The organism is Caballeronia choica (genome assembly GCF_001544535.1).
GTDB lineage: Bacteria > Pseudomonadota > Gammaproteobacteria > Burkholderiales > Burkholderiaceae > Caballeronia > Caballeronia choica.
The window spans coordinates 65,538-89,177 of record NZ_FCON02000020.1; the positions used below are offsets into that span (position 1 = coordinate 65,538).

Here is a 23,640-nt window from a genome sequence, read left to right on the forward strand (position 1 = left end):
GCTTTTTTCAGCAGGGGACGTCGGAAGGGATTGAGGCGCACACACGATCGCGTGGCGGAGCAAGCGGGGAATCCTTCGCCGCTCCGCCAACCCGAAGGGTCGGACGGAACAACGAAGGTGAGGTGATACGGGATTAAAGGTGAGCGATTACGGGATCAAATTGCAGACCACGCCCGCCCTGAGTGAAAAGAATGGAAGGGTATGTCGTCGTCTTCCGCAAAACCACCGCCTCCGCCGAGCGACGCGGTCGGCTGTGACTGGCGATCCGTATGGCTAGCGGTGCTTGGCGCCCGCGACGATTCTGAGCGCCCTTGATGCGCTGGCCGCTGCGTCTCGAACCAATCGCTCGATGGTGGGCGATCGCCGGTTGCCCTGCCACCGAACATCTGCATCTGGTCAGCGACGATCTCCGTCGAATACTTCTCGACGCCTGCCTGATCCGTCCACTTGCGGGTGCGGATTCTGCCTTCGATGTAGACCGACGAGCCCTTCTTCAGATATTCGTTGACGATCTCGGCCAGCCGGCCAAAGAACGACACGCGATGCCACTCGGTCAGTTCTTTCACTTCGCCTGACGACTTGTCCTTGTAGCGGTCGGTCGTGGCAAGGCGTATGTTGCTCACCGCGTCGCCGCTGGGAAGATAGCGAGTTTCAGGGTCCGCGCCCAGGTTACCGACCAGAATCACTTTGTTCACTGATGCCATTGATGAGCTCCTTAAAGTTTCTTGTTAATTGACCAAAGCCACTTGTCCCAAAGAATCTGGGCGCCGGAAGAGTCAAGTTTGGGTTGACCACGACCATCGACTGCCGGCACCTTCGTCTTGCCTAGACGCTGGACCTCGACGTTGTCACCGACTTTGCAGCAGGCCTCCGCAATCGCATCGCGCAGCCCTTCTCCCTGCAGGACGACGATTTCTCCGCGATTGACGAGGGTGAGACAGAACGATTCGTACGTTTTCCCCGGCCGCTTTCCGTCCGGAAATTCCTTCTCGCCCCACTCTTTCACGACGCCATAGCGAGGTCGCTCAGGGCGCCGTGCTGCGGCGGCACTTGCGACCGGTTCCGCTGCACGAACTTCGCCGTCCATGATGACCGCGTCGTTGCTTTGCGCGCGTTGCGAGCGTTGGCGCTGCGGTGCGCTGCTACTCGGCGCGACCGATGCTGGTTCGTTCTCACTGCGTCGGACGGATTTGATCGCCGTTGCAATCGCGTCCGTCAGCGCGCCGCGATGCTCTTGCAGAACGGCCCAGTGAGGTTCTAGCGCCGGAATCAGCTTCATGCCCACCGCTGTTTCGCGCAGCTCGAAGTCGAACGCTGGATGAAACTGCACGACCACGTCGCCCTCGTCCCGGAACAGCATCGCCTCGCCGGCGATCATGACGTAGCGTTCGTTTGGCGAACCCTGTCCGACTACGACAGGAGCCGGCTCAGCCCTGGCGGAAGTGAAAGGTTCGGTTTGTTTTGAGTTGCCGGCCAGGTTGGGGGCGCCGAAAAGACCGCCGAGAAGCCTGCGGAATGTGGATGTCGTCATATCGCGCTCCTACAGCAGCGTGCCAAAGCTCTCGCGTCGAACCTCTTCCATGTCACGCCTGAGCGATGCGTTGCTTATGATGACGTCCTGCAGGATCTCGGGATCGACTCCGTTGATCGCGCAGACGAACTGGTACGACAGCGCGCCATCCCAGAAGCCCATGACCCAGCCGAGGCTCGCTCGGTAATCTTCGATCTCGAGCCTCTTTCGATTTTTTAGCCTGTCACTGAACAACGTACAGCAGTCCATCAGCGATTCAGGCATGTTGTCGCCACGCCGGCTATCAGTTGCGAGACTGATCAGCGCGTCAACCATCTTGTCCATCACGCCCTCGCTCCAAAACTGCGGATCGGGGAGCGGATCGGCTTTTGACGGAGCCGCCACGATCGGGGTCGGTCCACCAAACATGTCGAGCTGCCATGCCGCGACTTCATCTTGCATGGGAATTCTCCGGTGAACGGGATCCCATGCCCGCAACGGGATGGTTTCCCGTTGGGGTGAAGGTGCGGAGCCGCCTGTGCAGGACGGCTTTGCGTTAGGGCGACTCGACTAGTCGTCGGTGCCTGTCTTAAGTGGAACAACGACAGCAGACTTCGCGTACTGACGCTTACTCGGTGTCGCTGGTTGAGCGACGCTCTCCACAACCTTGGCGGTCGCTGGAGCGGCCGGCACCTTCGCTTCGTGAGCCTCGTGCTCACCTCTGCGTGCTGCCTTGAGCGACTTCTTGACCATCGTCAGAGCAACAACGCCTACGAACAGAGCGGCGAAGAACGAATGCGCCGCAAACCACAGAGCGAAACAGACGGCCAGAAACTTAAAAGGCGACTTGATCGCGGATTCAACCAGCTGCTTCGGCATTTTTCTCTCCAGAAAAATCAACGCACAAGGGAATGTCCGCTTCAGAAGGAACGGAGGGTTTCGATGCCCGGATGAGCAGGGAAAGCCGGCGCGCGGAGAGACGCTTTCGTCACGGCTCACCGGAACGTTGACGAAAGCAGCACTCCAACGGAAAGAAAGGGATTGCGATGACGGCCTGTGAGGCGCGCCTGTCTGGTAGTCGATGCGTGAGGAACGCGGGGATGGAACTGACTTTACGCGTCATCAGAAGGTTCGGAGACGCGAAAGATCGCGAAATCAGGGTGCCTTTCGAAAGCCCCCCGCGAACGAAGCATATTCGCCGCCTTGACTTCGAAAACAAGCCGTCAGGCTGGTCGTATATCAACTCGGCAACAAAATCGATGTTCCTTGGAATCGCATGGCTTCGGGCGCGCTTGATCTCTCCAAGCGCCGCCGGAAGCGCAACGGCTCGTTCACCGGCCGTGGGCCAGTTGTCATTCACAGCGCGCCACGCCCGTGGTGCAGCTGAGAACGGCAAGCGCATGCAAAACCGCGCGAAACGCTCAGCTCGCTCTGTGGGACCGACTACTACTTGCATGAGGGGCGCTCGTCATTAAACGCGCTCTCCGGGGCGACGTTCCCGACCGCCGTATTCGACTATCCCGCCGTGACGCCGTTTGGTGTTCATCGTTTTCGAGACGACGAATTGGACGGAGCATATCGCGCTCTTCACCGCGCCCGACATGCTCACCCGCATTCTGAACACCGGTCAAGCAGAGGACAGTCGCTCGTGGATCGACTGAACCGCCCCGAGGTTCGATTCGCGCTTGCGGCTCCCGTCGATGTGGCCCGTAGCCGGTTTCGGGCTGTTCCCTTTGCCCGAGGCGTACTCAAACCGGCCTGCACTCGGACCGCCTCTTCCCCCCGCTGACCTGCCCCAATGGTTCCGGACGCGGCGGGATGCCGGCAAGCGACGTCGCGCGCACTCGAAGCGGTGCGCACGATTCGGGGTCGTCGCCGGCAGCAATGGGCGCACATAAGGCCGCGCGGTTCGATCCGAGGTTTTCGCCATTCGTCAAGCATTTTGTCGATTCGAAATAGACAATTCATTCCAATATTCTTTCTAAATCTTTTCATGATGATAACCGTTAAACGTTTGCTACCTGTTGAGCGGCGCGTCTAAGGCCCACTTCTGCACGGGAACTTCGGAGGCGAAAGAGGGGGTAAGAATCGCGCCTTTCTCTAAAACCGCGTCCTTTGCCGGCGGTACCCTCAGTTACAAATACGACGCCGCATGGTCGTCGTGATACCTCTTGGAGAGAAGAATGCAAAATCGCAAGACATCCAATACCAACATGGAACCTGCCTCGAAAATCGAAAAGGCGGACGTTGCAAGCGAAGTCGTACCGTTTGACCCGTTCGACGAATTCGTTCTTAACCTGCGCGACCCCAACGCTGCAACCCGCGAAAATATAATCGCCGTTGCACGGGAGATTTTCGGCGGCGGCGACGAGAATGCCGATTTCGTGGCGAAGCTGGTCGACAGCATGCTGGCCGTTGCCGAATCACGCGCGAAGATTGTGGCCGAGCAAATCATTCTCGGTGGCAACCTCACGCAGATGGTGAAGTCGACGGTCAACCATCACACTCAGAGAGTGGGCGACACGTTCCCCGCCCGGCGTAAGGCTGTGTCGCTTAGCATGAATTTCATCGAAAGGGCGCTTCAAATCAAACCCTCCATCGCTCGATGCTACATGCGTTGCCACACCAAATTCGGCGACGACCATGAAGCCCTCCGCGTGTTCAGCCTCGGCGAACTTAACATTCTCTCGGCCCACGATGTGACCCATGAGCAGATCATAGCGATCATGGAAAAGAAGAAGACCAGTCCTGAAATGACTCGCAAGGACGTCGATGAGATGCTGAGGACACTGCAGCGCCAGGAGGAAGCGATCGACGACCGCGACCGCCAGTTGGAAAATGTCCAGACGCTTTTGGAAGACAGCAAAATCCAGCTCGACGTTACCGAACGCGAAAGTCGCCACTTGAAAGAGCAATTGGCCGTCAACGAGCGCGACCTTGCGGAAAAGGACAAAAACCTTAATCAAATGCGCGAACTTCTGACTAGCCGCACGTCGGGCTATAGCGCGATGGAGAAGGATCTTGCCGACAAGTCCAGGGAGGTCGATAACCTCACCGCGGAATTGACGGCATTCCAAAAGGCGAAGCCCAAGGTCGAAGTCAAAGAAGTGATCGTCGAAAGACTTCCGGACAGCATTGCAGATGTGAATTCGGCCGTTTCCGCGGCGCTTGCCGAGTTGAACGAGCTCGACGCGAAGAAATCGCGCACTGCTGCCGAACTTGCGGCGCTCGAGAGTAAGTATGGCGCAGAGAATACCGAGATCGAGGCTGCGGCGGCTATCAAGCGGTCGATGGAAGAGCTGACCACCGCCTGGGCAAACGTTGCCGGCAAAATGGCCACCGTTCAACTCGCGGTTCAAGCGTCGAAAGAGCCACAAACATATAAGCCGGCGCTCGAAGCGCTCTGCGGAATGCTTCGCAAGTACCTTGCAGAGATTGAGGCGGCGCTTAAGCATTAATCCACCCAAGACCAATACGAGGGGAAGCGAACCATACTGAACGAGCGGGGCGCTTCAAATGAAAGAAGGAAACAAATAAAAATGTCGAGAGAAAAAACCACTAAATCGGCCGCCACGAACAATATTCTATTGTCTGACTGGCTTTCCGAAAAAATACAGCGAACCAACTTCGCACTCACCGACTTCATGCACATGACGCTCGTCGGCCATCGGAAAATGGAGAAACTGTTTGCCATATCCCTCGACGACATGCAAACGTTCAAACAACAGATCGGACCGAAGGCCAACCCGATGAATTTGCCATTTCTCGCGCTCGCGCCGGTTCTCGAAAACCCGCGCGACTGGCAGACGTTCGTCGACGGTGCGATCGTCTCACCGAAGGTCGAGAAGCTGACCTCCGAATTGCCGATCGTTGATCAGGCCACGAGCAGGGACGTATTCCATTACAACCGCACTTACGTGCAGTTGCTTAAAGACGTGCTTCACATGAGCGTCGTCGCGGTGCCGCTGTTGGGGATCTCGACCGAGCTTGCCGAGTACATCAAGAGTTTGCCAATAGCGCGTCTGGAAATGGCGATCGGCGCGGTCAGATTTCCGCTCTTCAGATGGCGGTTCGATGACATCCATTTCTGGAAAGAATACGGCGCCGGCTGGCTGACCGACGAGTCGGTCGCGCATTACCTGATGCGCACTTCCCCGCTCAGCGCGGCCGCCCTGCCCTATAAGCATGCGTGGACCGATTTGCGTCTTGAGCGCAGCGAGAAAGAAATTCTCGCTCGTATGATGATGGCGCAGGGTTGCCGCGCAAAGACCGCGAGCAATCTTTTCAATCTGAACCCGACTAAGGCGCGCACGACCTACAAGGAAATCCACGGCGTGAGCTCGCCTTGCGGGTGCAATCCGAGTTCGCTGACGTGGTACGTCCAGCGGTCGGCTCACCGGCTCCAAGCGTCTGTCTACGTCTGGCTCTATCGAAGCGCACTTCGAAACGACGCCAATATTCCGCAGGCCCTGATCGCCGCCAACGACATCATGGCCAAGATGTTCGGTAAGAACCTGTTGATCACTGCCGATCGCGCCAATCACCTGACCCGATCTATGGCGATGGACTCACGCCTGACGATGGCCGGTTGCAGGAGTTGTGCGACCGATTACGTGCTTTCCAACGGCGAGGGCAAGATCGAGCTTGCCAAGGACTTCAATTGCCCGGGCTGCAACTATCAGTTGTCGCCGAAAGGCCAGGCTAGCAAACGCCAATAACCTAACCCAACATGAGCAGGCCGAGGCATGTCGCAAGAGTTCGCCGTAGAAACGGGATTGATTGTGCTCTCTCGCGATGGTTGCGCGCAGTTCGGACGGCGCGATTTCGTGACGGGATGGTTTCACTCTGAGCCCGACGGACGGCGCATTGCGGACGCAGTCGGCGCGGTCGAGTTGGACTTTGACATGGTGCACTGACATGCAGGATTTCGCACACCTGTTCGGCGACAGCGTCGCCGCGTGGCTCAGAGGTCGCGGTGACGCTCGCTTCCAACAATACGAGCGATATCACCGCGCCGACCGAAGCACGAAGACAGGCGGCGTCGATTTCGACCTTGAGGCCTCCAACGAACGATACGCACGGAGTTGCAGGCGGCCCAACAGCCGCCTCGTCGACGCGCTCGAAAGCAAGGCGTTTAAAAGCCTCATCGTCTTCTTCGTGATCGCGTGGGGAGGATCCCTCCTTCTCCCGACCGTTGGGAAGTCTCAGCCCGTGGCGACTGCCGTTGTGCTGTGCGCACTTTTTGCACTTCTGCGCGTGAAGGCTTGGCGAGCGAAGTTCCGGCGCAAGTAGCAAACGGTTGCGGACTGCGAACGGATGCGTTGAACTGCGCCTCTTACAGGCCATTACAATGCGTTCGCCGCCGAAACGCAGCCGATACACACCAGCGAAAGTGCGAGCCGATGGCCGATTTGGGCCGCCTTGACTTCGAACTGGCCTCAATAACATGAAAGTAAGCAGATCGCGGGGGCGACTGCAAAAACGACGATAGTGGAAACACATGAAAACGAACAGCACATTGAAAACTACCTCGGCCGCAATCGCCGCTGCGCTCGTTCTAGCTGCCTGCGGCGGCGGCGGTGGCGATAGCTCTAGCGCGGAGCCGATTTCCCCTGCAAGCACCCCTTCTTCCAACACCCCTGCGACTGGGATCGCGCCAAAGACCTCAGTTCCCGCCGCGAGTTATGCGGTAGGGTCGTTCGAGTCGACTGCATTCACGATGGTCAATGCTTATAGGGCCGCGATGGGTGTCGGTATGCTGGCACAGGATCCAATCCTTGACACCGCCGCGAAGGCGCACGCGTTATATCTGATATCGAACATGAAGTCCGGTGCAATCAACGAACTTTCCCACGACGAGATCGCCGGGAACGCCAACTTTTACAGTGAGACGACGCTCTCGCGCGGTCAAAAAGCCGGTGCATCGGCGAGCGAGTGGATCGGCGAGAACGCCGCCTCCGGTACCTCTCAGTCAGCCGATACGGCCGCTAGCGACTGCATCGGACAAGCGTTAGCGTCCGTGTATCACCTCGCTGCCCTGACCAACACGCAAGAGACAGTCGGCTTCGGCTACGAGCCAGGCGACACCGCCTTCCCGCTCTACGTTTGCGTGAGCGATTTTGGAACCTATACCGGCGTTGCTCAGGCTCCCACGTTCAGTGGCTTCTCTTATGCCGGAGGTCAGCAGATTCCGACTGATCTCGTGGTCCACTCTCCGTATTCGGATGAAGCCGGTGTCGCGCTCGCGATGCGTGCGGAAGCCACGAACCCAGCACCGGACGTCGGCAATCCGGGTCGTCCGGTCCTCGTTCGCGTCAATGCGGAATACGGCAACACGCTGACGGTTAGCCAATTCACTTTGACTGACAGCAGCGGCTCTGTTGTCTCGGCTCGCCTTCTGGTTCCTGGCGGAGCCGTGGCGGGGTCTACGGCTAGCACTGTTGCTGATCCTAACAACCTTCTGCCGAAAGGGACCGCGGTACTGTTGCCGCTTTCGCCGCTAAAAGCCAACACCGCTTATACTGTCTCATTCGCGGGTGCGCGCGATGGAAAGGCCGTGAACTCAGCTTGGAGGTTCACAACAAACGCCAATTGATCAATCGGCGAGAGCAAAGCAAAGCGCTCAACTCGAGCGCTTTTTTTATCAGCCGCCTCCACACGCCTGGCTGTCTGGCGGCAACCCCAAACTGGTGAGGCGATTGACGCTGTTATCGGAATTCAACCAGCAGTAGAGCATATAGTTGTCGCTCACGTCACCGCATTGATTTGCGGGAAAAGCAGGACCCTTCGCGTTATACGCCAAACACCGCATGCCACCGCACGTGGTAGATCCAGCAATGGAGCGAATTCGATATCCACTGTTAGTTACTGCGGTAGCGCAATTCATCGTCGGGTCACCCGCCCCCCCGCTCGGCTGCTCAACCTGCGGCGCATTGTTGCAACTGTAGCTCCATGTAGTGCCTGTCCACGTCGGGCCACTCGCGAACCCGTATGGGCAACTGGGTTGCGGGCTCATGCAATGGTAGCGGTTGCCGTATTTGGTCCACGAGTATCCCGGATCACATCCAGGCGCCAACGGCACACCGAGAGGATTCTGCAGAACTTGCGCGTCCACAGGAGATACCGCCGATAGAGTTGTGGCCATCGCAAGCGCCAGCAGGACCCATACCCCAATATGTCCTTTCATTAACGTCCTTATTGATTCGAATACGTACAACCGACATCTATCTCGGCTTGCAAGCCGAGTTGGTCGACTACGAGTGTGTTCGCACCGTCCGCCAGTACGTTGTAGATTTGCAGGATCCATTGGCTGCCGTTCCACCCCATCCCGTATCTAGCCCCGGCAATAGGCGGATTCCTGTTCGCGTAGTCTGTGCTCACGCTCTGCGGAATGATCTTGTACCAAGCACTCCCACCCGTTCCGCAGGCCGGTGGATTCACGCCCCAGCCGTTGTACCAGCCGCTGTACTGCGCATCGGCCGATTGATTGCTGACGAGGCTGCTCACACCGACCCAGTTGCCCCACTTATTGCAGACGTACATCAGGTTGTTGCGAATGGTGACGCCGTTCCAGCCGCAATTGGCCGCCGACGAATTGATGTTCGCGACGCTAGCATTGACAGTGTTTCCGCCGACCGTGTTGCCCCACACAGTATTGGCTGAAACCGCGTTGGCCGACACGGTGCCGCTTGAGTTCACATCCGCGGCATAGATTGGCGCGCTCGCGGTACCTGCTGAGTTCTGAACGACCAACGCCCCGTTCGTGCGCACCGCAGCGTTGGAACCGTCACCGTAGTAGATCGCACCACCGATATTAAGGCTGTTCCCTGCCGGCAATTTCAGCGTCTTGCCCGTCATGTTTCCGATGTTCTGGATGTCCTGGTTGTTGGCGTTCATCGTTCCCGTCAGTGGCAACGCGCCGTCGCGGCGGTAATACGGCGAGTTGCCGTCCGCGCCGAAACCGTTTATCGCAAGAACAATCCCTGCCCTGTTACCCACCGGGTTGGTGGTCGACCATTGCCCGCGAAGGCCCGTGATGGTCGCTGGCGCACGGTTGGTCGAGTAGCCGAACTGGCTGCCGCCCGCCGACGCCAACACACCAGCGCCTGCCATGTCGGGCGTACCATTCTTCATAAGCGGCTGCGTCGGATACAACTGCGACGCGATGTGGCAGTTTCCGGCTGCCGTCGAGCAGTTGTCCGGCACGATCGATAGTGAAATCTGATATGCCCCGCCCCAAAACGGCCCGTTCTTGAAGCCGATCTTGTTGTTGCTCTGCGCGCTCAGTTGCGTCAGCGTCGGACCTGCGATCGGTGTCGAGGTCGTTTGCGAATAGCCGGCAGGAATGAGCGTGCCATAGTTGTTAGTGATATAGCTGCCAAGTGCCGCATTGATCGTGGCAAGGTTCTGCCCCTCAACCTGCAACAGATTTGTACGCTTGGCCGCGATGTCTTCCTTGATACCCTGAGCCGTCAGCAAGGCCGCGCCGACCAGGACAATCAACATTTCGATAATGCTTCCCATGTCGGCGGTCCGGGCTTACGTGCGCGTGGTCCAAAGCGCTACAGACGCCATTGCACCATTGGATGCACACGCCGTCGCCGCCGTTGCCGGGCTGAATGTGGTCGTCGGTGAAAACAAGGTCGTCCCGTTGACGGTGACCTGCGTGTAGACGGTGATCAGCGCGGCGACGCTCAGCGAGCAGACGGTCGAGGTAACAGGATAGGTCAGCACCACCGAGTCGTTCGACGTTACCAGCGTGCCGACGGCAGCGGTCACCGTACCGTTGAACATACCTTTAACCGACGATTTGTCGGATGCGACGCGAGAGCCTGCCGAATCGAAGGCGTGGTTTTGAGCGAGAATGGTCAGCGTCTCCGCCGAGAAGTCGGCGTCGTTCTGCGTGGCGTTCAAGACGCCGGTATGGAACATCTGTGCTTCGCTCTTGAACTGCGATGAGCGAATGAGATCGAGCACATACTTGCCACCCGCATAGACCGCAAGCGCGAGCAGCGCGGCGCCAGCCATCACGGCACCTGCCTCGATCATCGACAGCTCTCCGGATTGCTTCTTTGCGCGTGCAATCATGAGAATCCGCTCGCGACGCGCCTTCGCTTCATCGATCTGTGGCAGTTCGTTTTTCTCGTTGGTCATTTCTTTGGTCCTTAGTAGCTTGAGACGGCGGGATTGCCGGAAGTGAGGTTGACGGCACCAGTCACAACGTACGAGCCGATGCCCAGCGTCAGGAAGAGCGCGGCCGCGAAGCCAAGCAAGATGTAATGGGTCACGCGCGCGTTTCGCTTGACTGCTTCCACGACCCGATCGAGCGATTCCCGTCCAAGGCTCTTGATCGCCGCCTCGAATTGGTCGCGCCCCGCCGCATCGGTGATGGTGTCGACGATCGTCACTGAGAAAATCCCCGTGTCGAGCGCGCGCATCGGCTCATCCGAGCGTGCGGTGAGCCGCCGATTCATCTTGTTCAAATGCCATTTCAGCCACGGGTCCGCTGTCTTTAGCAGTCGCTCGAGCGCGGCGCGTAGCGTTAGGTTCGAATCGAACAGACCCGCCAGCGAGACGATCAACAGCGCCGCGCGCAGGTCCCGACGGTTGCGCCAAAGCAGCGGCATCCGGTCGAACCGATCACGCATCGGGCCGGCCCAACGCTTCAGACTCGCGAAATAGGCGAGCACAAGCCCGATGATCACAGTCAGCGATAGCCACCAATACTCGTAGCAAAAGGTATCGACGTGATACAGCAGCCGGCCCAGGTCGGGCCACTGTTCGAGCGGACGTACGTCCATCACTTGCGGGAAGATGACTCCCCCGAAGAGCATGCAGTACGCGTACATATAGACGAGCAGCAACGCGGGATACACCATCTGCACCGACGTTGTCGACGACAACACGCGTTTGGCCCTCGCCGCCATCTCGGCGAGCTCGAAGCCGCGCACGACCGCGTCCTCGCGCGAGGACTCATCCGCGATGTCGAGCAGCGCATACTCGTCACCGGGGATGAACGGCTTGATCGCAAGCGCGAAGGGCTCGCCCCGCTGCATGGTTTCGCGGATGCGCGCGAAGATGCGCCACTCAAGCTGACCGCGCGCGCGGTTGCGCTTTTCGAAGGTCTCCAACCGGTCAAATAGCGTTTCGGTGTTGCGCAAGCCCTTCGCGGCGATATCCAGACGCGTCTCGCGGTAGAAGTCCTCTCTCAACTTCTGGAAGCGCCAGCGCGCCGCGGCGAGTTGCTGCCGCTTGGGAAACATTTTTACGAACGTTGCGAACATGATCGACCCGGTTAGACCATCAGACCGTCGACGCCCGGCATCACGCGGTATTGCGCGAACGACTGCATCGACCGATTGATAAATTGTGGGTCAATCAATCCGCGCGAAGCCTTGAAAAGAGCGTGTTCATATAGCGTCTTTCCGGTCATGTCCGCGTTATCGAACCCAGTACGACGTTCGCCGCGCCAAACTTTGCGCGCACCGGCCCAGTCGCGTTCCGCTACCCGGTCGAGGAATTCGGGAGTCGGACGGTACAGTTCGGCGGCAAGCGACGGGCGCTTAGTGCCGCCCGCCACCTTTCCGAGCCGCGTGAACAAGCCTTCCAGCTGGCAGTGCTGGCACCCTTGATAGTTACGGCATGCCATGCGCGAGGTATCGAGACCGAACTTAGTCCGCAGGATTTCGAGGTCCTTGGGCGCCATCACGTCATGAGCGGGCAGCTTGCAGTGCTCACACAGGGTCGCAATCAGCTTTTGATTGCCAACTGCGTTAATGAACCCCTCGGAGGCCAGCTCGTCGATCGGCAGTTGGAGGCGACCGCCTGCCATACGCATGACAGCCGCGATGATGTCGCCGGCGTGCAGCGAGAAGCGCACCGGGTGACCGGTCAGCGCGAGTTCGGCGACGAGCCCCATCACCACGCGGTCGCGGACTTCACCGATCGTGAGGTCGTCCGGATCTTGACGCATGAGCGTGCGGATGACTTCAGCGTACTTCCGGTTCGCTTCATCATCGGTCTCGTCGGGCCGACGAATGATGGAGTAGTCCGAAAGCCACGGCATCGGATACTCGGAGGGCTCATTGACCGCGAACTGCTTCTTCATCTCGCGGTCGGGCAGCATGTAGGACAGCGCGCGCAGCGTCGTCGTTTTCCCCGAACCCGTTTCGCCGGTGAGCGCGGTGATGCCGCCGCTCACATAGTTCAATGTCTCGATCAACTCAAGCTGACTCTTCTCCAGCCCCATGTCCTTAGGGAGCAGCACCGAGTAGTTCTTGAAGTTGCCGTCAAGCAAGCGAAGCGTGACGTCATAGCCTCCAACGAGAGGAGACGATTGCCACCGGAGGTTGACGGTGTCCGTCTTGACGACGAGTGGAATCATCGCCGACTGCGGCGCGCTCGGCTGGAAGCTGTTGCCGGAATTGGTGTTGCGCTGAACGAGGTCACTGTATGCGGCAAACAGTGCGCGGCGCACGATCGCCTTGGGCATGCGGCGGTATGTGTACATGTCGCCGTTCACGCGAAACCGCACTTCGACGTCGTTGTGAAACTCTCGCGGCTCAAAGTGAATATCGCTCGCACCGTAGGTATGCGCGGCCTCGACGATGTCGCGAAAGTTGCCGATCGCGCGGCTCGCCTCGCGTACGGCCGACTTGCCAGCGGAGACCGTCTTTTCGGAGTAAATATCGGCGATCACCGACTCCGCCGCGATCATCTCCTCGCGCACCAGAATGTCGTTCGTGCCGAGATCCTTGATGAACGTCGCGTACTGCGCCTTTTCGGAGAAGCGCGCGGTCGCCACCGTGATCGCGATACCGGGCTGCAACTCGACCGCGACGAATTCCTTTCGCGCGCTGGCTGGAATGCGCAATGCCGCGTCATCGTCAGCTACGGTCAGGATGCGCTTGAAGTCGGGCAAAGACTCAGCGGACACAAGTCCCGGACGACCAGATACGATGCCATGCCCCGCGCCCTCGTCGTCGGCTATTTCCTCCGCATTGTCGGCTGGCGGCTGCACTTGATCGAGATGCTGAGATTGATTCGACTCGTGCGTGCGACCCGCCAGTTGCGCCGCAATGAGCTGGTCCGCGGCTTCGAGGCCATCCGAGGTCACCATGGGCTCATCCGCCAACTGGGCATCGAGTGGGCGTCCGTCTTCGACATGGATCGCCGTCGTGCCGGACGAACCTTTCTCTACCGTCTGGCGCTGCTCGACTTTGGCCATCGCGGTGGACAGACTCTCAAACGTCGGCCGCTCGAACTTCTGCGGCACGAAGGGACGAAAAGCCGAGTCGATGGAGTCTGCCGCGGCAGCAGGCGCTGCGTCCGGCCCCCCCCGAAACTCGGGTTCCCGAATTTCTGTGCTGTCGACGTCCTCGATATCATCGCCCGACAAAGCCCGGCCGAGGAACACGATCTGCGAATTGGGGGCGCGCGTCGCCGCCGTCAGCGGCGGGTGCGGTTCGACCGGCCTGGGATCCACCGCACGCTTAGTGCGATTGAGTTTCGGCTCTGCGGAGCTGCTTGGCTCGACGAAATTCTTGCGAGGCGTGCGCAGGCGTTTGAAAAACCCGCCCCGCAATTCGGGCGTGTCCTGATCTTCTTGGCCAAAAAGGCTCATCTTTATTTTCCGAACGGAACGTACGTGGGAGTAGTCGACGCGATGCCGCCGGGCGGGAGTGGCGAACTCAAATCGTTGATCGCCCTAATGCCGGGACTGTCGGCAACGACGACAGGCGAATCGACGGGCGCTGCGATCGTTTCGGTCCACTTGCGCTTGCCCTCGACGAGGCTGACCACGAAGCCATCCACTGAGGCCACTGTCCACCCGTTGATCAGACGCGTGCCTTGTCGCGCTGTATAAGTGGCGCCTTGGTAGTCGTAGAGCACGTACGCGCCCGACGCGTCCGAGTAGGCGCCAACGAAGGTTGCCGGGATGACGCGTTTCGGCGCAGGAGCGGGCTTTGTTTCTACCTTCGGCGTCACTGGGGCAGCGACCGCCGCCGGTGCTCCTCCGAGGGGCGAAGTCAGTCCTACGCTGCCGGATGAAGCGTTGGCTGCCCCATCGGTCTTGCGCATGGAGTCGACAAGGCGCTGACGAGCGAGCCTGTCGATATCGTCGAGCGTGAGGTGACTTTCCTGCGCCAGAGCAGCGCTGGCAATGAGCATAAGCGTGACGATGCACGCGGCCCGATGTGGCCAATTAGTTGAGAACATAGTATTTCCCCTTCGCGGTGAAGTGCACGCCGGTACCGTCTTCCTTCAACTCCACGTCGAGGGTGTCCAGTGCCATGTTGTCCGGCAGGCGCGCGAGCAACGCGCTTTGCCATTTGTATCCATCGATCTGCCACGTGCCCCTTTGCACGAGCGGCCCTTGCACCTCGCCTGCCATCGGTTGACGGGCAATCAATCGCTCTGCGGGCTTGATGTCAACGACGTAGCCGTGGCTATCGAGCGTGTCTGGTTTTGTGGAGAGCCTTTGCGGGTCGGTCTGCAAGGCCTTGATCAGCGCCTGTTGCGTCGGCCAGGACTTCGAATCGGCCAGCGCCACGCGCTCTGCGACGGTGACTTGCGGTCCGCGCGTGGTCAGATGCCATCCATCCGGGTTGAAAGCGACCGGTCGGATCGATTCGGGCGCGCGCGCATCGAACTCCTTGAACGTGCCGCCCTGCCGTTTATAGGTGACAACGCACGGGCCGCTGACTGCGCAAGATGCCTTCTCGAACTGCCACCCCGAGAAGTTGCTTTCCTGCGCGCCGAACCTTGCAAGCAGCTGGGGCGCCAGAAGCTTTGCGAGCGGTGCGGGAGCCGCCAGCGTACGCATCACCGCCGACTGGTATTCCTGCATGAACGTGGGCGGCGGTGCGGGCGGCGGCGGAGGCGGGTTGAGCGCCTCGATAGCTTGCTTTGCTACGAAGAACAGAGCACCCATGATGACGAGCATGGGCACAGCCGTCGGCACCGCGACCGGCATTTTCTTGATGAACCCGACCGTGCGCGCGACCAGCAACTCGCGAAGCTCGAACGACTCGTCGAGTGCATGAAGCTGTGCGCCGTGGCCGATCGTGGCGAGCGTGAGCCCCGCCTTCGCGCACTGATCTTCGATCTCCTCGCGACGGTCCGCTAGCGCATTGAGCGCCACGTCTTCGTCGACCGACACCGCGCCGCGCAGCACGAGCACCACATGCACACGCTCCTGATTTTGAATCACCACGAGCACAGCGGGCCGCCGACGCACCCGATCGAGCGTAGCAATGCGCGCGGCAGCCGAGTACAGCTTGCCGCCCTTGCGCTGTGCAGGCTCCAACTCGCAGAAGCCAGCAATGGTTTCGTCTTTCGCCTTGATCTCAACGAAATGCGTCGCCCCGAGATCCTGCGCATAACGGCAACGCTCTGCCCGGCCGCCCTTGGCCGAATAAGCACGCCACTCGAGCCCGAAGACGAGCTGCGCGCCCTTCTCTCCCGGTATGGATTCGAAATGCATGCGCGCGCTCACATCGACGGAACGACAGTTGCGGTGAGCATGATCACCTGGAATGTACGGCCCTTGTTCCAGTTGCCCGAAAGACCCGCGATGCCGTTGTTGCTGCTGCCGTCGTAGTGGTTCGTCACGGCACCGTACAGGACCACCGTCTGCCCATCCGACAGTGCGATGGTCTGATCGTCCTTGCTACCGATGATGTCGGGCAACTGGATCTGTTGCAGCGTGTCGCCAGAGCCCGTGCTGATCGTCGTGAAGGGACCGTTCAGCTTCGAGCTGTCGCTCCAATACGAGAGGATGATCTGGTTATGGTCGTTGACCGACGGCAGGATGTTCACGAAATCGCCGACCGTCACCGAACCAGGCTGCAGACCAGGCACGCCCGCGCTGCCGCCCGAAATCGAGCCAACGCTCGGCGTCGTCGCGGCGAGATATCCCTTTGTCTCGAACGACCCGATCGACACCGGCAAACCATTCAACGTGAGCTTGGTTTGCGTGTTGTCCTGGACCGTCTTGCCGAACGTATTCAATCCGCTGATGATGGCGTTCGTGCCTTCGAACGGCGAACCGGGCTTGAGCACTGACAGCCCAACCGTGCCGCCCGCTGCTGTCGCAAGCGACGTCGGCGAAGTGAACGTGATCACGTACTGCTTCAACCCGTCGGAAATCCGATTGAACACCACATCCGCGCTCACGCCCGCCTGCGAACCCTTGCTCATATCAATTTGCAGCGTCCGGACGCGCAATGCGACCTGACGGGTCGAGATGGCGTTTTCGCGAGCGAGCAACGCACCCATTCGGTCAACAGCTTCCTTTGTGTCGCGCACCATGACAAGCCGGCTCTGCGGATTGACGACGACCTCTCCGAGCGGCGACTTGAGCTTCTCGAGTTCCGACTGAATAATGGCAACTTGATCGAAGGTCCCATCGCGGCCGGTCGACGTGACCGAAGAGAACGAACCGGTATTTCCCGACGTGCCGCCCGTCGCCCCGCCCGACTGATTCCCGGTCGACGTATCGGTGCCCTTGGACATGGTCGACTTGATCGACACCTTGCCGGGGATTGCCGCGATAGTGAACGTCTTCGTGACGAAGCGGCTGATCGAGATCGTCGTACCGTCGAAGGTCCAGTCCAGTCCAAGATTCTCGGTAACGCCGCGCAGGTATTGGCCAGCCTTGCAAATGCAGGGCTGCGCATACACCGGCTCGACGTTGGACTTGGCAATCGAGGATGCTTGCATCGGACTCGGTTGCGCAGCAGCGCCGCCGTTCGTTCTCGGAATGAGCGCCTCGCGCGGGATGAACACGTCGGGGCTCAGATGTACCGGATAGCCGGTTGCACTCGATACGAACGTGGCAATCTTCGAGAGCGGCAGGTTCCCCGGGAATACCACGCTCTTCTCTCGAAACACGGCAGGCAATGTCGCTTCGTACGCAACCGGAACCAGACGGTCGCCCAGGAACGCGGTGGGCACCTCCTCCACAAGGGCCATCGAGTCCGGCCCGCTACCCATCGCCTTGGTCGCGTCCGAGTTGGCTACGTCATATGCGTGGTTCACATCGGATTGCGAGACTGCGCAGCCGACAAGCGAGACGGCCACGAGCATGGCGACTATGGATTTGATTTTCGTGGGGCGCATTGCTATTACTCTTGACAGTTGGCAGCGCGTGCAACGACGCGGATAACGCTGTTGGTGTGCTTGCATACGCGCGTGGGCGTGCGCATGTGATTGGTCGCTTGCATGACTTGGGTCAGCACCGATTTGAAGTCGCCCGAAAAGCTTGCGTTGAATTCGAGCGGCAGGTCATCGTCAATCTTCCATGCCAGCTGCCAGCCCTGCTGCTGCAACCACCGGTCGAGCGCGTTGCGCAGATTGATGTCTTGCGGCGTGATCGTGAGCGTCGAAACGCCACCCGGCGCGGCCGTGGCGCCCGAGGACGGCAACACGGCCGTCGCCAGGTCCGGCGAACTCTGCGCTGAGGTCGGTGTGGTGCTTCCGAGATGCGCAACAGGTGCCGGCGGTCCAGGGAGCGACTTGGGCACCGTGGTCGCCACGACCGGAGCCGCGATTGGAGCAGGCGTGGGATTGGCCATGGCGACCTGCATGGGAGCAGGCCGCGCGGCTAGCGCCGAGAGTAACTGCCACCCATCGCCCGGCGGCGGCGCAAGCCGAGACTGGTCAAAGTCTGCCGCAACAGAGAATCTCGCGACGGTGGTCAGGGCGAAGCTCACCAACAAACGGGCCACCAGGCGCGCAGTGCGATGCGTTTGGAAAGAGAAAATTAGCGTCATGTTGTTCAGTTCGCGCGCTGCAGGCGACGGTAGATATTGTTGGCGTACACAAGCTGCTTGCTCGAGGAGACGGCGTTGTAGGCACCGACCGCCTTCCACGTTGCACCGAACTGCTTTATGTTCGAGGCAAGGATCCAAGTCCCGACGTAGGCGTTCACACACTCATCGAAAAGGCGCTGACGCGAAATGCCGAAGCGGGACAGCTTCGGCAGCCAGGAAGAGTTAACCTGCATCAGCCCAATGTCCTCGCTGCCATCGCTATTGCGATTGCTCACGTACGGCCGCATACCCGACTCCTGCTGCGCGATTGCGCGAACAAGCTGAACACTCACGCGGTGATACCGGGCGGCGTCATCAAGACAATCCGCACGCGCAGATGCCGAGCAAGCCGCGGTGAGCAGCAACGCGAGGTGCATCATTCGATTCATGATGCAGGCCTATCAAAGAACTGAACCTCGTGCTTGCGCACGACGTTCACCACGTTGCCGTCGGCATTCACGATGAATTGATCGGATGTGCCGTTAAACTTGTAGTAGCGGCCCCTCTGCTCCCCCGTGCCCATTTGGCGGACGTCTGCGACCTTCACGTTCCCCACGGTATCGGCGAATTTGAAGAACGTAGAGCCTTCCTTGTCGAACACCGCTTCCAACCCGGCGCTGTTCCTCTCGTCAAACGAGTAGATCAACCCTCCAACGCGCGCCACTTCCACGCTCTCGGTGCCGTCCGATACGACAAACTGGTCAGCCCGGTTGAACGTCACGACGTTGCTTGACTCGTCCCATTTTGGCTTGAGATTGCGCCCGTCCGAGGTCCGAAAGGACAGCTCTTTTATGGGTCTTTGCGAAAAGCGCATCTGTATATGGGTGTCGCCGCCGTCTCGAATCGCGAGCGCGCCGAACTTCGATGCCAGCAATGACCCTCGCGCCGGAGGGCTCGTATTCTGTGCCGAAGACTGAGGCGTCTCCACGGTTGCTGACACCGATCCCGCCACGGTACCCGTCGGCGCCGCGCTGGCCACATAGTTCACTCCGGCAGACTTGGCGGCAACTCGGCGCAACGTCACGTGATGGCCGTTGAAGTCCACGTCCGCGTACAGGTCGGCGCTGCCGAGCAGACGATCAAGCGACTGCATCCAATTTTCGCCCTCGCGTGTGCCAAAGTTGAAGTTCGAGGTGAGATCGACGTCCTTTTGCGCCGAACCCGTCCAGCCTTGTGGCACCAGCGCTTTCACCAGTTGCGACAAGGGCAGGTTCGCGTTCATCGACCGCGTGCTTTCGAGTCGCGGCCGATTACCAATCAGCGCGAGGCGATTCGAGAAGCCGGCGAATCCAATCGGCATATCCCCGTTGGAACTGCCCCGCTCGCCCGTGAAGCTATTGGCTTTCCTCCAACGCGCTGTGACGCTCGAGCCTCCGACTGAGTAGCTGATCATCTCGGGCGTGCCCGAGACGACGACGTACGGACCTTCGGCGTGACCGCCCTCCACCTTCAGGTTTTGTCCTGCGCGCGGTTGTACGTACGTCGAGCTACCATCGTTGAAGACAAGCGCGGGACGCTCGGCCATGTTGCCGCTGATCTGATAGTCGAAATCGAGCGGATCAGTGCTCGCTGCCAACGCGGACAAGGAAACCGCTGCCAGCGCGGTGAGGGTTAGCGTGTGCTTCATAGCCCGCGTTCTAATTGAGAGAGATGCTGGATGAAGCGCGCGAGGTACGCGCGGCCCGGCTGAGGATTCGCGCTGTGGTAGTAGGCGACAGCCTTCACAGCGGAATGGGTCTTTCGATAGTTTTCGTTGAGGATATCTTCGGCTGCCCGGATGTTGGTGGCGGGCCCAAGCGCATCCCACGGAGACGCAAAGCGTTTCGCGTGATGGCACCAATGCAGCTGCATCAAACCAACGTCGAAGTCGCACCGCCCGTCGGAAATGAGAAGGCGAACGGCTTTGTAAGCGTCCTCTCGCGTCCGGAAAAAGAAGCCGCGCCCGGTCACATTCAACGTCCAAGGCCACGCGCGGCCGTTGTAAGCCGATTCGTTAAGCGCGATGCCCGCCAGGATTTTCGCGTCAACGCTGGTGCGCATCGCCTCGAAGGGCGCCTGCGCGGAGGCGCAAGCCCATCCACCACGACGCTCGGTAATGGCAGCTTGCGCATCGTCATCGAGAACCGCAGGCCGCAACCAACCGCTGCGCACGAGCAGGCTCTGAACGCTTACCGGCGAGCCGTCGACCACCACTGATGCAAAGCCGTCAGTGATCGGCTCGACAGTTTGACCCTCAAGACGCCGCGCCCATGCGAGAAAGGGTGTCAAACCGCACGCATAGACCGGGGTACCGGGCAGCGTTACGACCGAGCGTTGGCCGCCTTCAACCGCCACGAACTGCGTGGGGCTGATGACGGTGTTGATGAGCGCGGCTGAAGCTGGCTCACTCAGCGCCGCAAAGAGCGCGGCCGCGACCGTGTTCGCCACGAGCTTGCTGGCCGCGAGTACATTGACGACAAAGCGCGGCCTAATCATGGTACGGCTCCATGACGATGTCCTGCGTTACCTGGACGAGGAACTTCTGCCCCGGGTCAACGGTAATCGTCGGCGGAATGTTCTGATTGCGCTGGAGTACCGCTTGCGCGGTCGCTGCCGCGACTTGACCCGCCGTGTTGCCGTAGGTTGTCACGCCGTTCGGGCTCGAAGTGGTCGCCGTTTGCGAGTTGCCGTCGAAGGCCTTCAGAAGAACTGCTGTGACGAACCCGGCACCGAAAATCTTTAGGAAGTGGTTGTTCACGTCGCCCGAGAAGCCGGCATAGCCGTTTTGATCGGCACCCTGCATGCCGTTAAGCGGCACGCTTTTGCCATTGGGCAAGCGCAAGCTGATGGATGCGACGAGCAGCCGCTCCTGACCAACCTTGATGTCCGCGCTGTACTGGCCATTGATGAACGAGCCCTTGGGTATCATCAAGCAGTCACCCATCAAGCTGTCGTAGACGTCCTCGTCGACCATCAGCGCAACGCGACCGGGCTTGTCCGAGTTCAGCCCTTCCACCGTTTTCACGTGGATCGAATGAGGAGGTGTCAGCGTGCAACCGCGCGAGCGCCCATTGAACGTCGTTTGCTCAATACTGCCCTGCGAAGCCGCTTCTTTCAGGAACGCGCGATCTCGATCCTCTGGAGCTTGCCCCTGACGCGCGAGCGCGACCGCCATGACGTCCGCAGTGGTGGGCGTCCCAGCGGCGCGCGCCGCGCGGAATTCGTCCAACGTCGGAACACCCGAAGGGAGCACCGATGCCTGCTGCGTCGAGTTGCGCGAAGCGCCCGCTTGTTTGAAAACGGACGACGTGTAGATCGTGTCCTCATTTGATTTGCGTGCAAGCTCGCGCGTGTCGGGATCGTTTTTGCCTAACTCGCTTTGAAAATCGCTGCCCGTCAGCATGGGCTTGACGCTCGGGCGTTGAGCGGCCGCGTCGGACGCAGCGCGTGCGGCAGCTTCGGCTGCGGCGGCTTCCTGCTGCTGCCGAATGACCTGGTCGATGTCGGAATTCTTCGGCGGTGCTTCCGTGCTGCTTTTGAGCGCCGCGACCTTCTTTAGGCGTGCGTCTTCCTCAGCTTGATTGCTTGCCTTCAGTTCGTAGAAGAAACCCAACACCCCGATCACGAGGGCGGCCAGCAGCCCAATACTCATGATCGCGTTTCGAGGGGTCTTGCCTTTGACGAGTTGCGCTTGCTCGGCGCTCGGCTTGGCCGCATCAGATTTGTTGGCCACGATCAGAACACCCCGAAAATCCGGCGCCGGCCCCGCGTCACCGTCACTTCTTCCTTGCCCGATTGCAAGACAACCTCCTCGGCGAGACGCTGCAGGACGAGGAAGTCGCCTCGACGGATAAAGTTGCCGACAACCCGATCGCCGTGATCGTTGATGAACGGGACCGGCCAGGACTGCGCCTTTGCAGGCATGCGCATCCAGAGCGCGTGGCCATCGTCGAACACAACCTCAGGGGTGAATTCCGCTCGACCATCGACCGTGTAGTCCCAGTTCAGCATGTCCGGAGCGACGTTGATGCTACCGGCGACGCCGCCGCGCGGGTCCGCGCCCGACGACTCGTCGCGCACGCCTTCCCTCACCATAGGCGCGCGTGGATACTGGAAGCGCACCGTCTGATAGAAAAAGCCGCCAGCGGGCGACGCGATGAGCGTCAGATCGTATTCGCGCTTGTTCGTCGTCAGGTGCAGCGTGTTCACCAAATCCGCCTTATGCGGTTTGATGAAGACGTGGTTCATCTTGTCGTCGTCGATTTCCCATTGAATGCTGTCTCCCATCGCAGGGTCAGCGATAAGCTTCTCGCCCTTCTCCAGCTCGATCGTCGTCAGTTTCAAGGGGGCTGTCAGGACCCGAAAGATCTGGTCGCGGCTATAGGGGAAGACGCCAATGCGAGCATCGCCCGGCATGGTGAGCGGATCCGCGCCTCCATTGAACGGGTTGACCGGGCTCATCGGGTCGCCGACGATCATTGTGTTATTGATTGTCCCCACGTCGGGCACCCTCTTTGCTTCTGCGACCTGCGCGCTGAGGATCGTGGCCGCGAACGCGAGGATGAGGCCGAGAGCCGGCCGACGGTGTTTTGCGATCATGGGATCAAGCTCCACCGGTCCGCTCGAGGCGGAAGAACGGTATAAAGATGCCGAATGGGTTCGCGCCAAGCGCGGCGTCCGCAGTCGGCGCAACGATCTGGTAGCGCAGCGTCAGCGCATACGACTTAAGTTCGGGCTTGCCGGTCGCGCCGGCTTGGGAGGTCGTCGTTGTGAACTCAACGAGAACGGTCTGGTCTTCGAGCAACGCGATGTTGCGCACGTCCACTTCGCGAATCAGCTTGGGGTTCGCAGTGATCGCTTGAAACGGTGCATCCGACTTAATCCAGTCGCGGAATTGGCTCTGACCGGCGCCGATCATTTGGGCCTTGACCGAGTTGATGTTCGCCGTCATCCGCGAGGTTTCGAGACGGTCTGTCAGGACGGGCTCGATCGTGAACCAACGGACCGCCATCTCCTTCATGCTCGTCCGGAGGACTTGAGCGTCAGGCTTGTACGCGACAAGTTCGGTCACGACTGGATGCCCGCTCACATCGGCCGAGACGCCGACAACACGCGTCACTGACGGCGCCGGTTGGCGCGTCCACACCGCGCCTGTCGCGACCAGCGCAAGTACGAATGCGACGAGCATCCAATAATTCGCTTCGAGCTTTAGGCGCGTGCTGGTCTCGAAGATGACCTTGCTTGGATCCTCTTCGGCATACATACCTGGGGCCGTGGCGAGCGCGGCCTGATGCTTGATCTTATAAAGACGCATGGCAACCCTTGATGAATGGCTAC

22 protein-coding genes are annotated in these 23,640 nt (G+C 59.9%); 4 read left to right on the forward strand and 18 right to left on the reverse strand.

The window, feature by feature from the left end; all coding sequences use genetic code 11:
- Positions 1-155 precede the first annotated feature (155 nt).
- The 4 genes from ssb to AWB68_RS12035 all read right to left on the reverse strand — a co-directional run bounded on the left by ssb (position 156) and on the right by AWB68_RS12035 (position 2,389).
- Entirely contained in the window at positions 156-704 is a 549-nt protein-coding gene (gene ssb / locus AWB68_RS12020) for a single-stranded DNA-binding protein (protein WP_087644576.1), read from the reverse strand.
- Between the two features lie 11 nt (positions 705-715).
- The gene (locus tag AWB68_RS12025) at positions 716-1,531 is read right to left on the reverse strand and encodes a hypothetical protein (RefSeq protein WP_087644577.1); all 816 of its coding nucleotides are present in this window, start codon (positions 1,529-1,531) and stop codon (positions 716-718) included.
- 9 nt (positions 1,532-1,540) lie between these two features.
- Positions 1,541-1,972, reverse strand: coding sequence for a hypothetical protein (locus tag AWB68_RS12030; protein WP_087644578.1), 432 nt, complete (start codon positions 1,970-1,972; stop codon positions 1,541-1,543).
- A 108-nt stretch (positions 1,973-2,080) separates the two neighbouring features.
- Positions 2,081-2,389 carry a hypothetical protein gene (locus tag AWB68_RS12035; protein WP_087644579.1) on the reverse strand — a complete coding sequence of 103 codons (309 nt, stop codon included), beginning with the start codon at positions 2,387-2,389 and terminating at the stop codon, positions 2,081-2,083.
- 1,304 nt (positions 2,390-3,693) lie between these two features.
- Between AWB68_RS12035 and AWB68_RS12040 the strand changes: the two genes are divergently transcribed.
- From AWB68_RS12040 to AWB68_RS12055, 4 genes are all read left to right on the forward strand, one after another.
- Positions 3,694-4,968, forward strand: a complete 1,275-nt coding sequence (locus tag AWB68_RS12040; protein WP_087644580.1) for a coiled-coil domain-containing protein — start codon at positions 3,694-3,696, stop codon at positions 4,966-4,968.
- Between the two features lie 81 nt (positions 4,969-5,049).
- A complete protein-coding gene (locus AWB68_RS12045; RefSeq protein WP_087644581.1) occupies positions 5,050-6,228 on the forward strand; it encodes a FlhC family transcriptional regulator in 1,179 nt (392 codons plus the stop codon).
- 199 nt (positions 6,229-6,427) lie between these two features.
- The gene (locus tag AWB68_RS12050) at positions 6,428-6,802 is read left to right on the forward strand and encodes a hypothetical protein (RefSeq protein ID WP_087644582.1); all 375 of its coding nucleotides are present in this window, start codon (positions 6,428-6,430) and stop codon (positions 6,800-6,802) included.
- 208 nt (positions 6,803-7,010) lie between these two features.
- The gene (locus AWB68_RS12055; RefSeq protein WP_087644583.1) at positions 7,011-8,105 is read left to right on the forward strand and encodes a CAP domain-containing protein; all 1,095 of its coding nucleotides are present in this window, start codon (positions 7,011-7,013) and stop codon (positions 8,103-8,105) included.
- Positions 8,106-8,704: 599 nt separating this feature from the next.
- Here the strand turns inward: AWB68_RS12055 and AWB68_RS12060 are convergent.
- The 14 genes from AWB68_RS12060 to AWB68_RS12125 all read right to left on the reverse strand — a co-directional run bounded on the left by AWB68_RS12060 (position 8,705) and on the right by AWB68_RS12125 (position 23,617).
- Positions 8,705-10,033 (reverse strand): hypothetical protein, encoded by a 1,329-nt coding sequence (locus AWB68_RS12060; RefSeq protein WP_087644584.1) that lies wholly within the window; start codon positions 10,031-10,033, stop codon positions 8,705-8,707.
- A 15-nt stretch (positions 10,034-10,048) separates the two neighbouring features.
- Positions 10,049-10,663 (reverse strand): type 4 pilus major pilin, encoded by a 615-nt coding sequence (locus tag AWB68_RS12065; RefSeq protein ID WP_087644585.1) that lies wholly within the window; start codon positions 10,661-10,663, stop codon positions 10,049-10,051.
- 11 nt (positions 10,664-10,674) lie between these two features.
- Positions 10,675-11,793 (reverse strand): type II secretion system F family protein, encoded by a 1,119-nt coding sequence (locus tag AWB68_RS12070; RefSeq protein WP_087644586.1) that lies wholly within the window; start codon positions 11,791-11,793, stop codon positions 10,675-10,677.
- A gap of 11 nt (positions 11,794-11,804) precedes the next feature.
- Complete coding sequence (locus AWB68_RS12075; protein ID WP_235028289.1) at positions 11,805-14,132, reverse strand: ATPase, T2SS/T4P/T4SS family; 2,328 nt, start codon at positions 14,130-14,132, stop codon at positions 11,805-11,807.
- A 2-nt stretch (positions 14,133-14,134) separates the two neighbouring features.
- Positions 14,135-14,680, reverse strand: coding sequence for a hypothetical protein (locus tag AWB68_RS12080; RefSeq protein WP_087644587.1), 546 nt, complete (start codon positions 14,678-14,680; stop codon positions 14,135-14,137).
- A 34-nt stretch (positions 14,681-14,714) separates the two neighbouring features.
- Complete coding sequence (locus tag AWB68_RS12085) at positions 14,715-15,995, reverse strand: hypothetical protein (RefSeq protein ID WP_087644602.1); 1,281 nt, start codon at positions 15,993-15,995, stop codon at positions 14,715-14,717.
- A gap of 8 nt (positions 15,996-16,003) precedes the next feature.
- A complete protein-coding gene (locus tag AWB68_RS12090) occupies positions 16,004-17,632 on the reverse strand; it encodes a type II secretory pathway protein (RefSeq protein WP_087644588.1) in 1,629 nt (542 codons plus the stop codon).
- A gap of 5 nt (positions 17,633-17,637) precedes the next feature.
- Complete coding sequence (locus tag AWB68_RS12095) at positions 17,638-18,285, reverse strand: toxin co-regulated pilus biosynthesis Q family protein (protein ID WP_087644589.1); 648 nt, start codon at positions 18,283-18,285, stop codon at positions 17,638-17,640.
- Between the two features lie 5 nt (positions 18,286-18,290).
- A complete protein-coding gene (locus AWB68_RS12100; protein ID WP_087644590.1) occupies positions 18,291-18,713 on the reverse strand; it encodes a lytic transglycosylase domain-containing protein in 423 nt (140 codons plus the stop codon).
- The gene (locus AWB68_RS12105) at positions 18,710-19,951 is read right to left on the reverse strand and encodes a TrbG/VirB9 family P-type conjugative transfer protein (protein WP_087644591.1); all 1,242 of its coding nucleotides are present in this window, start codon (positions 19,949-19,951) and stop codon (positions 18,710-18,712) included. Before AWB68_RS12105 ends, AWB68_RS12100 begins: the two co-directional genes overlap by 4 nt.
- A complete protein-coding gene (locus AWB68_RS12110) occupies positions 19,948-20,799 on the reverse strand; it encodes a transglycosylase SLT domain-containing protein (RefSeq protein ID WP_087644592.1) in 852 nt (283 codons plus the stop codon). The genes AWB68_RS12105 and AWB68_RS12110 overlap by 4 nt, the downstream gene beginning before the upstream one ends.
- Positions 20,792-21,706, reverse strand: a complete 915-nt coding sequence (locus AWB68_RS12115; RefSeq protein WP_235028290.1) for a TraB/TrbI/VirB10 family type IV secretion system protein — start codon at positions 21,704-21,706, stop codon at positions 20,792-20,794. The genes AWB68_RS12110 and AWB68_RS12115 overlap by 8 nt, the downstream gene beginning before the upstream one ends.
- A gap of 332 nt (positions 21,707-22,038) precedes the next feature.
- Complete coding sequence (locus tag AWB68_RS12120) at positions 22,039-22,902, reverse strand: TrbG/VirB9 family P-type conjugative transfer protein (RefSeq protein ID WP_087644594.1); 864 nt, start codon at positions 22,900-22,902, stop codon at positions 22,039-22,041.
- Positions 22,903-22,906: 4 nt separating this feature from the next.
- Positions 22,907-23,617, reverse strand: a complete 711-nt coding sequence (locus AWB68_RS12125; protein ID WP_087644595.1) for a VirB8 family type IV secretion system protein — start codon at positions 23,615-23,617, stop codon at positions 22,907-22,909.
- Positions 23,618-23,640 lie beyond the last annotated feature (23 nt).

Coding starts and splice junctions, on each gene's coding strand:
- AWB68_RS12090 (WP_087644588.1), bottom strand. CDS start 17,632: ATGCGCCCCACGAAAATCAAATCCATAGTCGCCATGCTCGTGGCCGTC.
- AWB68_RS12115 (WP_235028290.1), bottom strand. CDS start 21,706: ATGCTGACGGGCAGCGATTTTCAAAGCGAGTTAGGCAAAAACGATCCC.
- AWB68_RS12080 (WP_087644587.1), bottom strand. CDS start 14,680: ATGCTCATTGCCAGCGCTGCTCTGGCGCAGGAAAGTCACCTCACGCTC.
- AWB68_RS12110 (WP_087644592.1), bottom strand. CDS start 20,799: ATGATTAGGCCGCGCTTTGTCGTCAATGTACTCGCGGCCAGCAAGCTC.
- AWB68_RS12085 (WP_087644602.1), bottom strand. CDS start 15,995: ATGCATTTCGAATCCATACCGGGAGAGAAGGGCGCGCAGCTCGTCTTC.
- AWB68_RS12120 (WP_087644594.1), bottom strand. CDS start 22,902: ATGATCGCAAAACACCGTCGGCCGGCTCTCGGCCTCATCCTCGCGTTC.
- AWB68_RS12035 (WP_087644579.1), bottom strand. CDS start 2,389: ATGCCGAAGCAGCTGGTTGAATCCGCGATCAAGTCGCCTTTTAAGTTT.
- ssb (WP_087644576.1), bottom strand. CDS start 704: ATGGCATCAGTGAACAAAGTGATTCTGGTCGGTAACCTGGGCGCGGAC.
- AWB68_RS12065 (WP_087644585.1), bottom strand. CDS start 10,663: ATGACCAACGAGAAAAACGAACTGCCACAGATCGATGAAGCGAAGGCG.
- AWB68_RS12105 (WP_087644591.1), bottom strand. CDS start 19,951: ATGAAGCACACGCTAACCCTCACCGCGCTGGCAGCGGTTTCCTTGTCC.
- AWB68_RS12045 (WP_087644581.1), top strand. CDS start 5,050: ATGTCGAGAGAAAAAACCACTAAATCGGCCGCCACGAACAATATTCTA.
- AWB68_RS12055 (WP_087644583.1), top strand. CDS start 7,011: ATGAAAACGAACAGCACATTGAAAACTACCTCGGCCGCAATCGCCGCT.
- AWB68_RS12125 (WP_087644595.1), bottom strand. CDS start 23,617: ATGCGTCTTTATAAGATCAAGCATCAGGCCGCGCTCGCCACGGCCCCA.
- AWB68_RS12060 (WP_087644584.1), bottom strand. CDS start 10,033: ATGGGAAGCATTATCGAAATGTTGATTGTCCTGGTCGGCGCGGCCTTG.
- AWB68_RS12025 (WP_087644577.1), bottom strand. CDS start 1,531: ATGACGACATCCACATTCCGCAGGCTTCTCGGCGGTCTTTTCGGCGCC.
- AWB68_RS12075 (WP_235028289.1), bottom strand. CDS start 14,132: ATGAGCCTTTTTGGCCAAGAAGATCAGGACACGCCCGAATTGCGGGGC.
- AWB68_RS12040 (WP_087644580.1), top strand. CDS start 3,694: ATGCAAAATCGCAAGACATCCAATACCAACATGGAACCTGCCTCGAAA.
- AWB68_RS12050 (WP_087644582.1), top strand. CDS start 6,428: ATGCAGGATTTCGCACACCTGTTCGGCGACAGCGTCGCCGCGTGGCTC.
- AWB68_RS12030 (WP_087644578.1), bottom strand. CDS start 1,972: ATGCAAGATGAAGTCGCGGCATGGCAGCTCGACATGTTTGGTGGACCG.
- AWB68_RS12100 (WP_087644590.1), bottom strand. CDS start 18,713: ATGAATCGAATGATGCACCTCGCGTTGCTGCTCACCGCGGCTTGCTCG.
- AWB68_RS12095 (WP_087644589.1), bottom strand. CDS start 18,285: ATGACGCTAATTTTCTCTTTCCAAACGCATCGCACTGCGCGCCTGGTG.
- AWB68_RS12070 (WP_087644586.1), bottom strand. CDS start 11,793: ATGTTCGCAACGTTCGTAAAAATGTTTCCCAAGCGGCAGCAACTCGCC.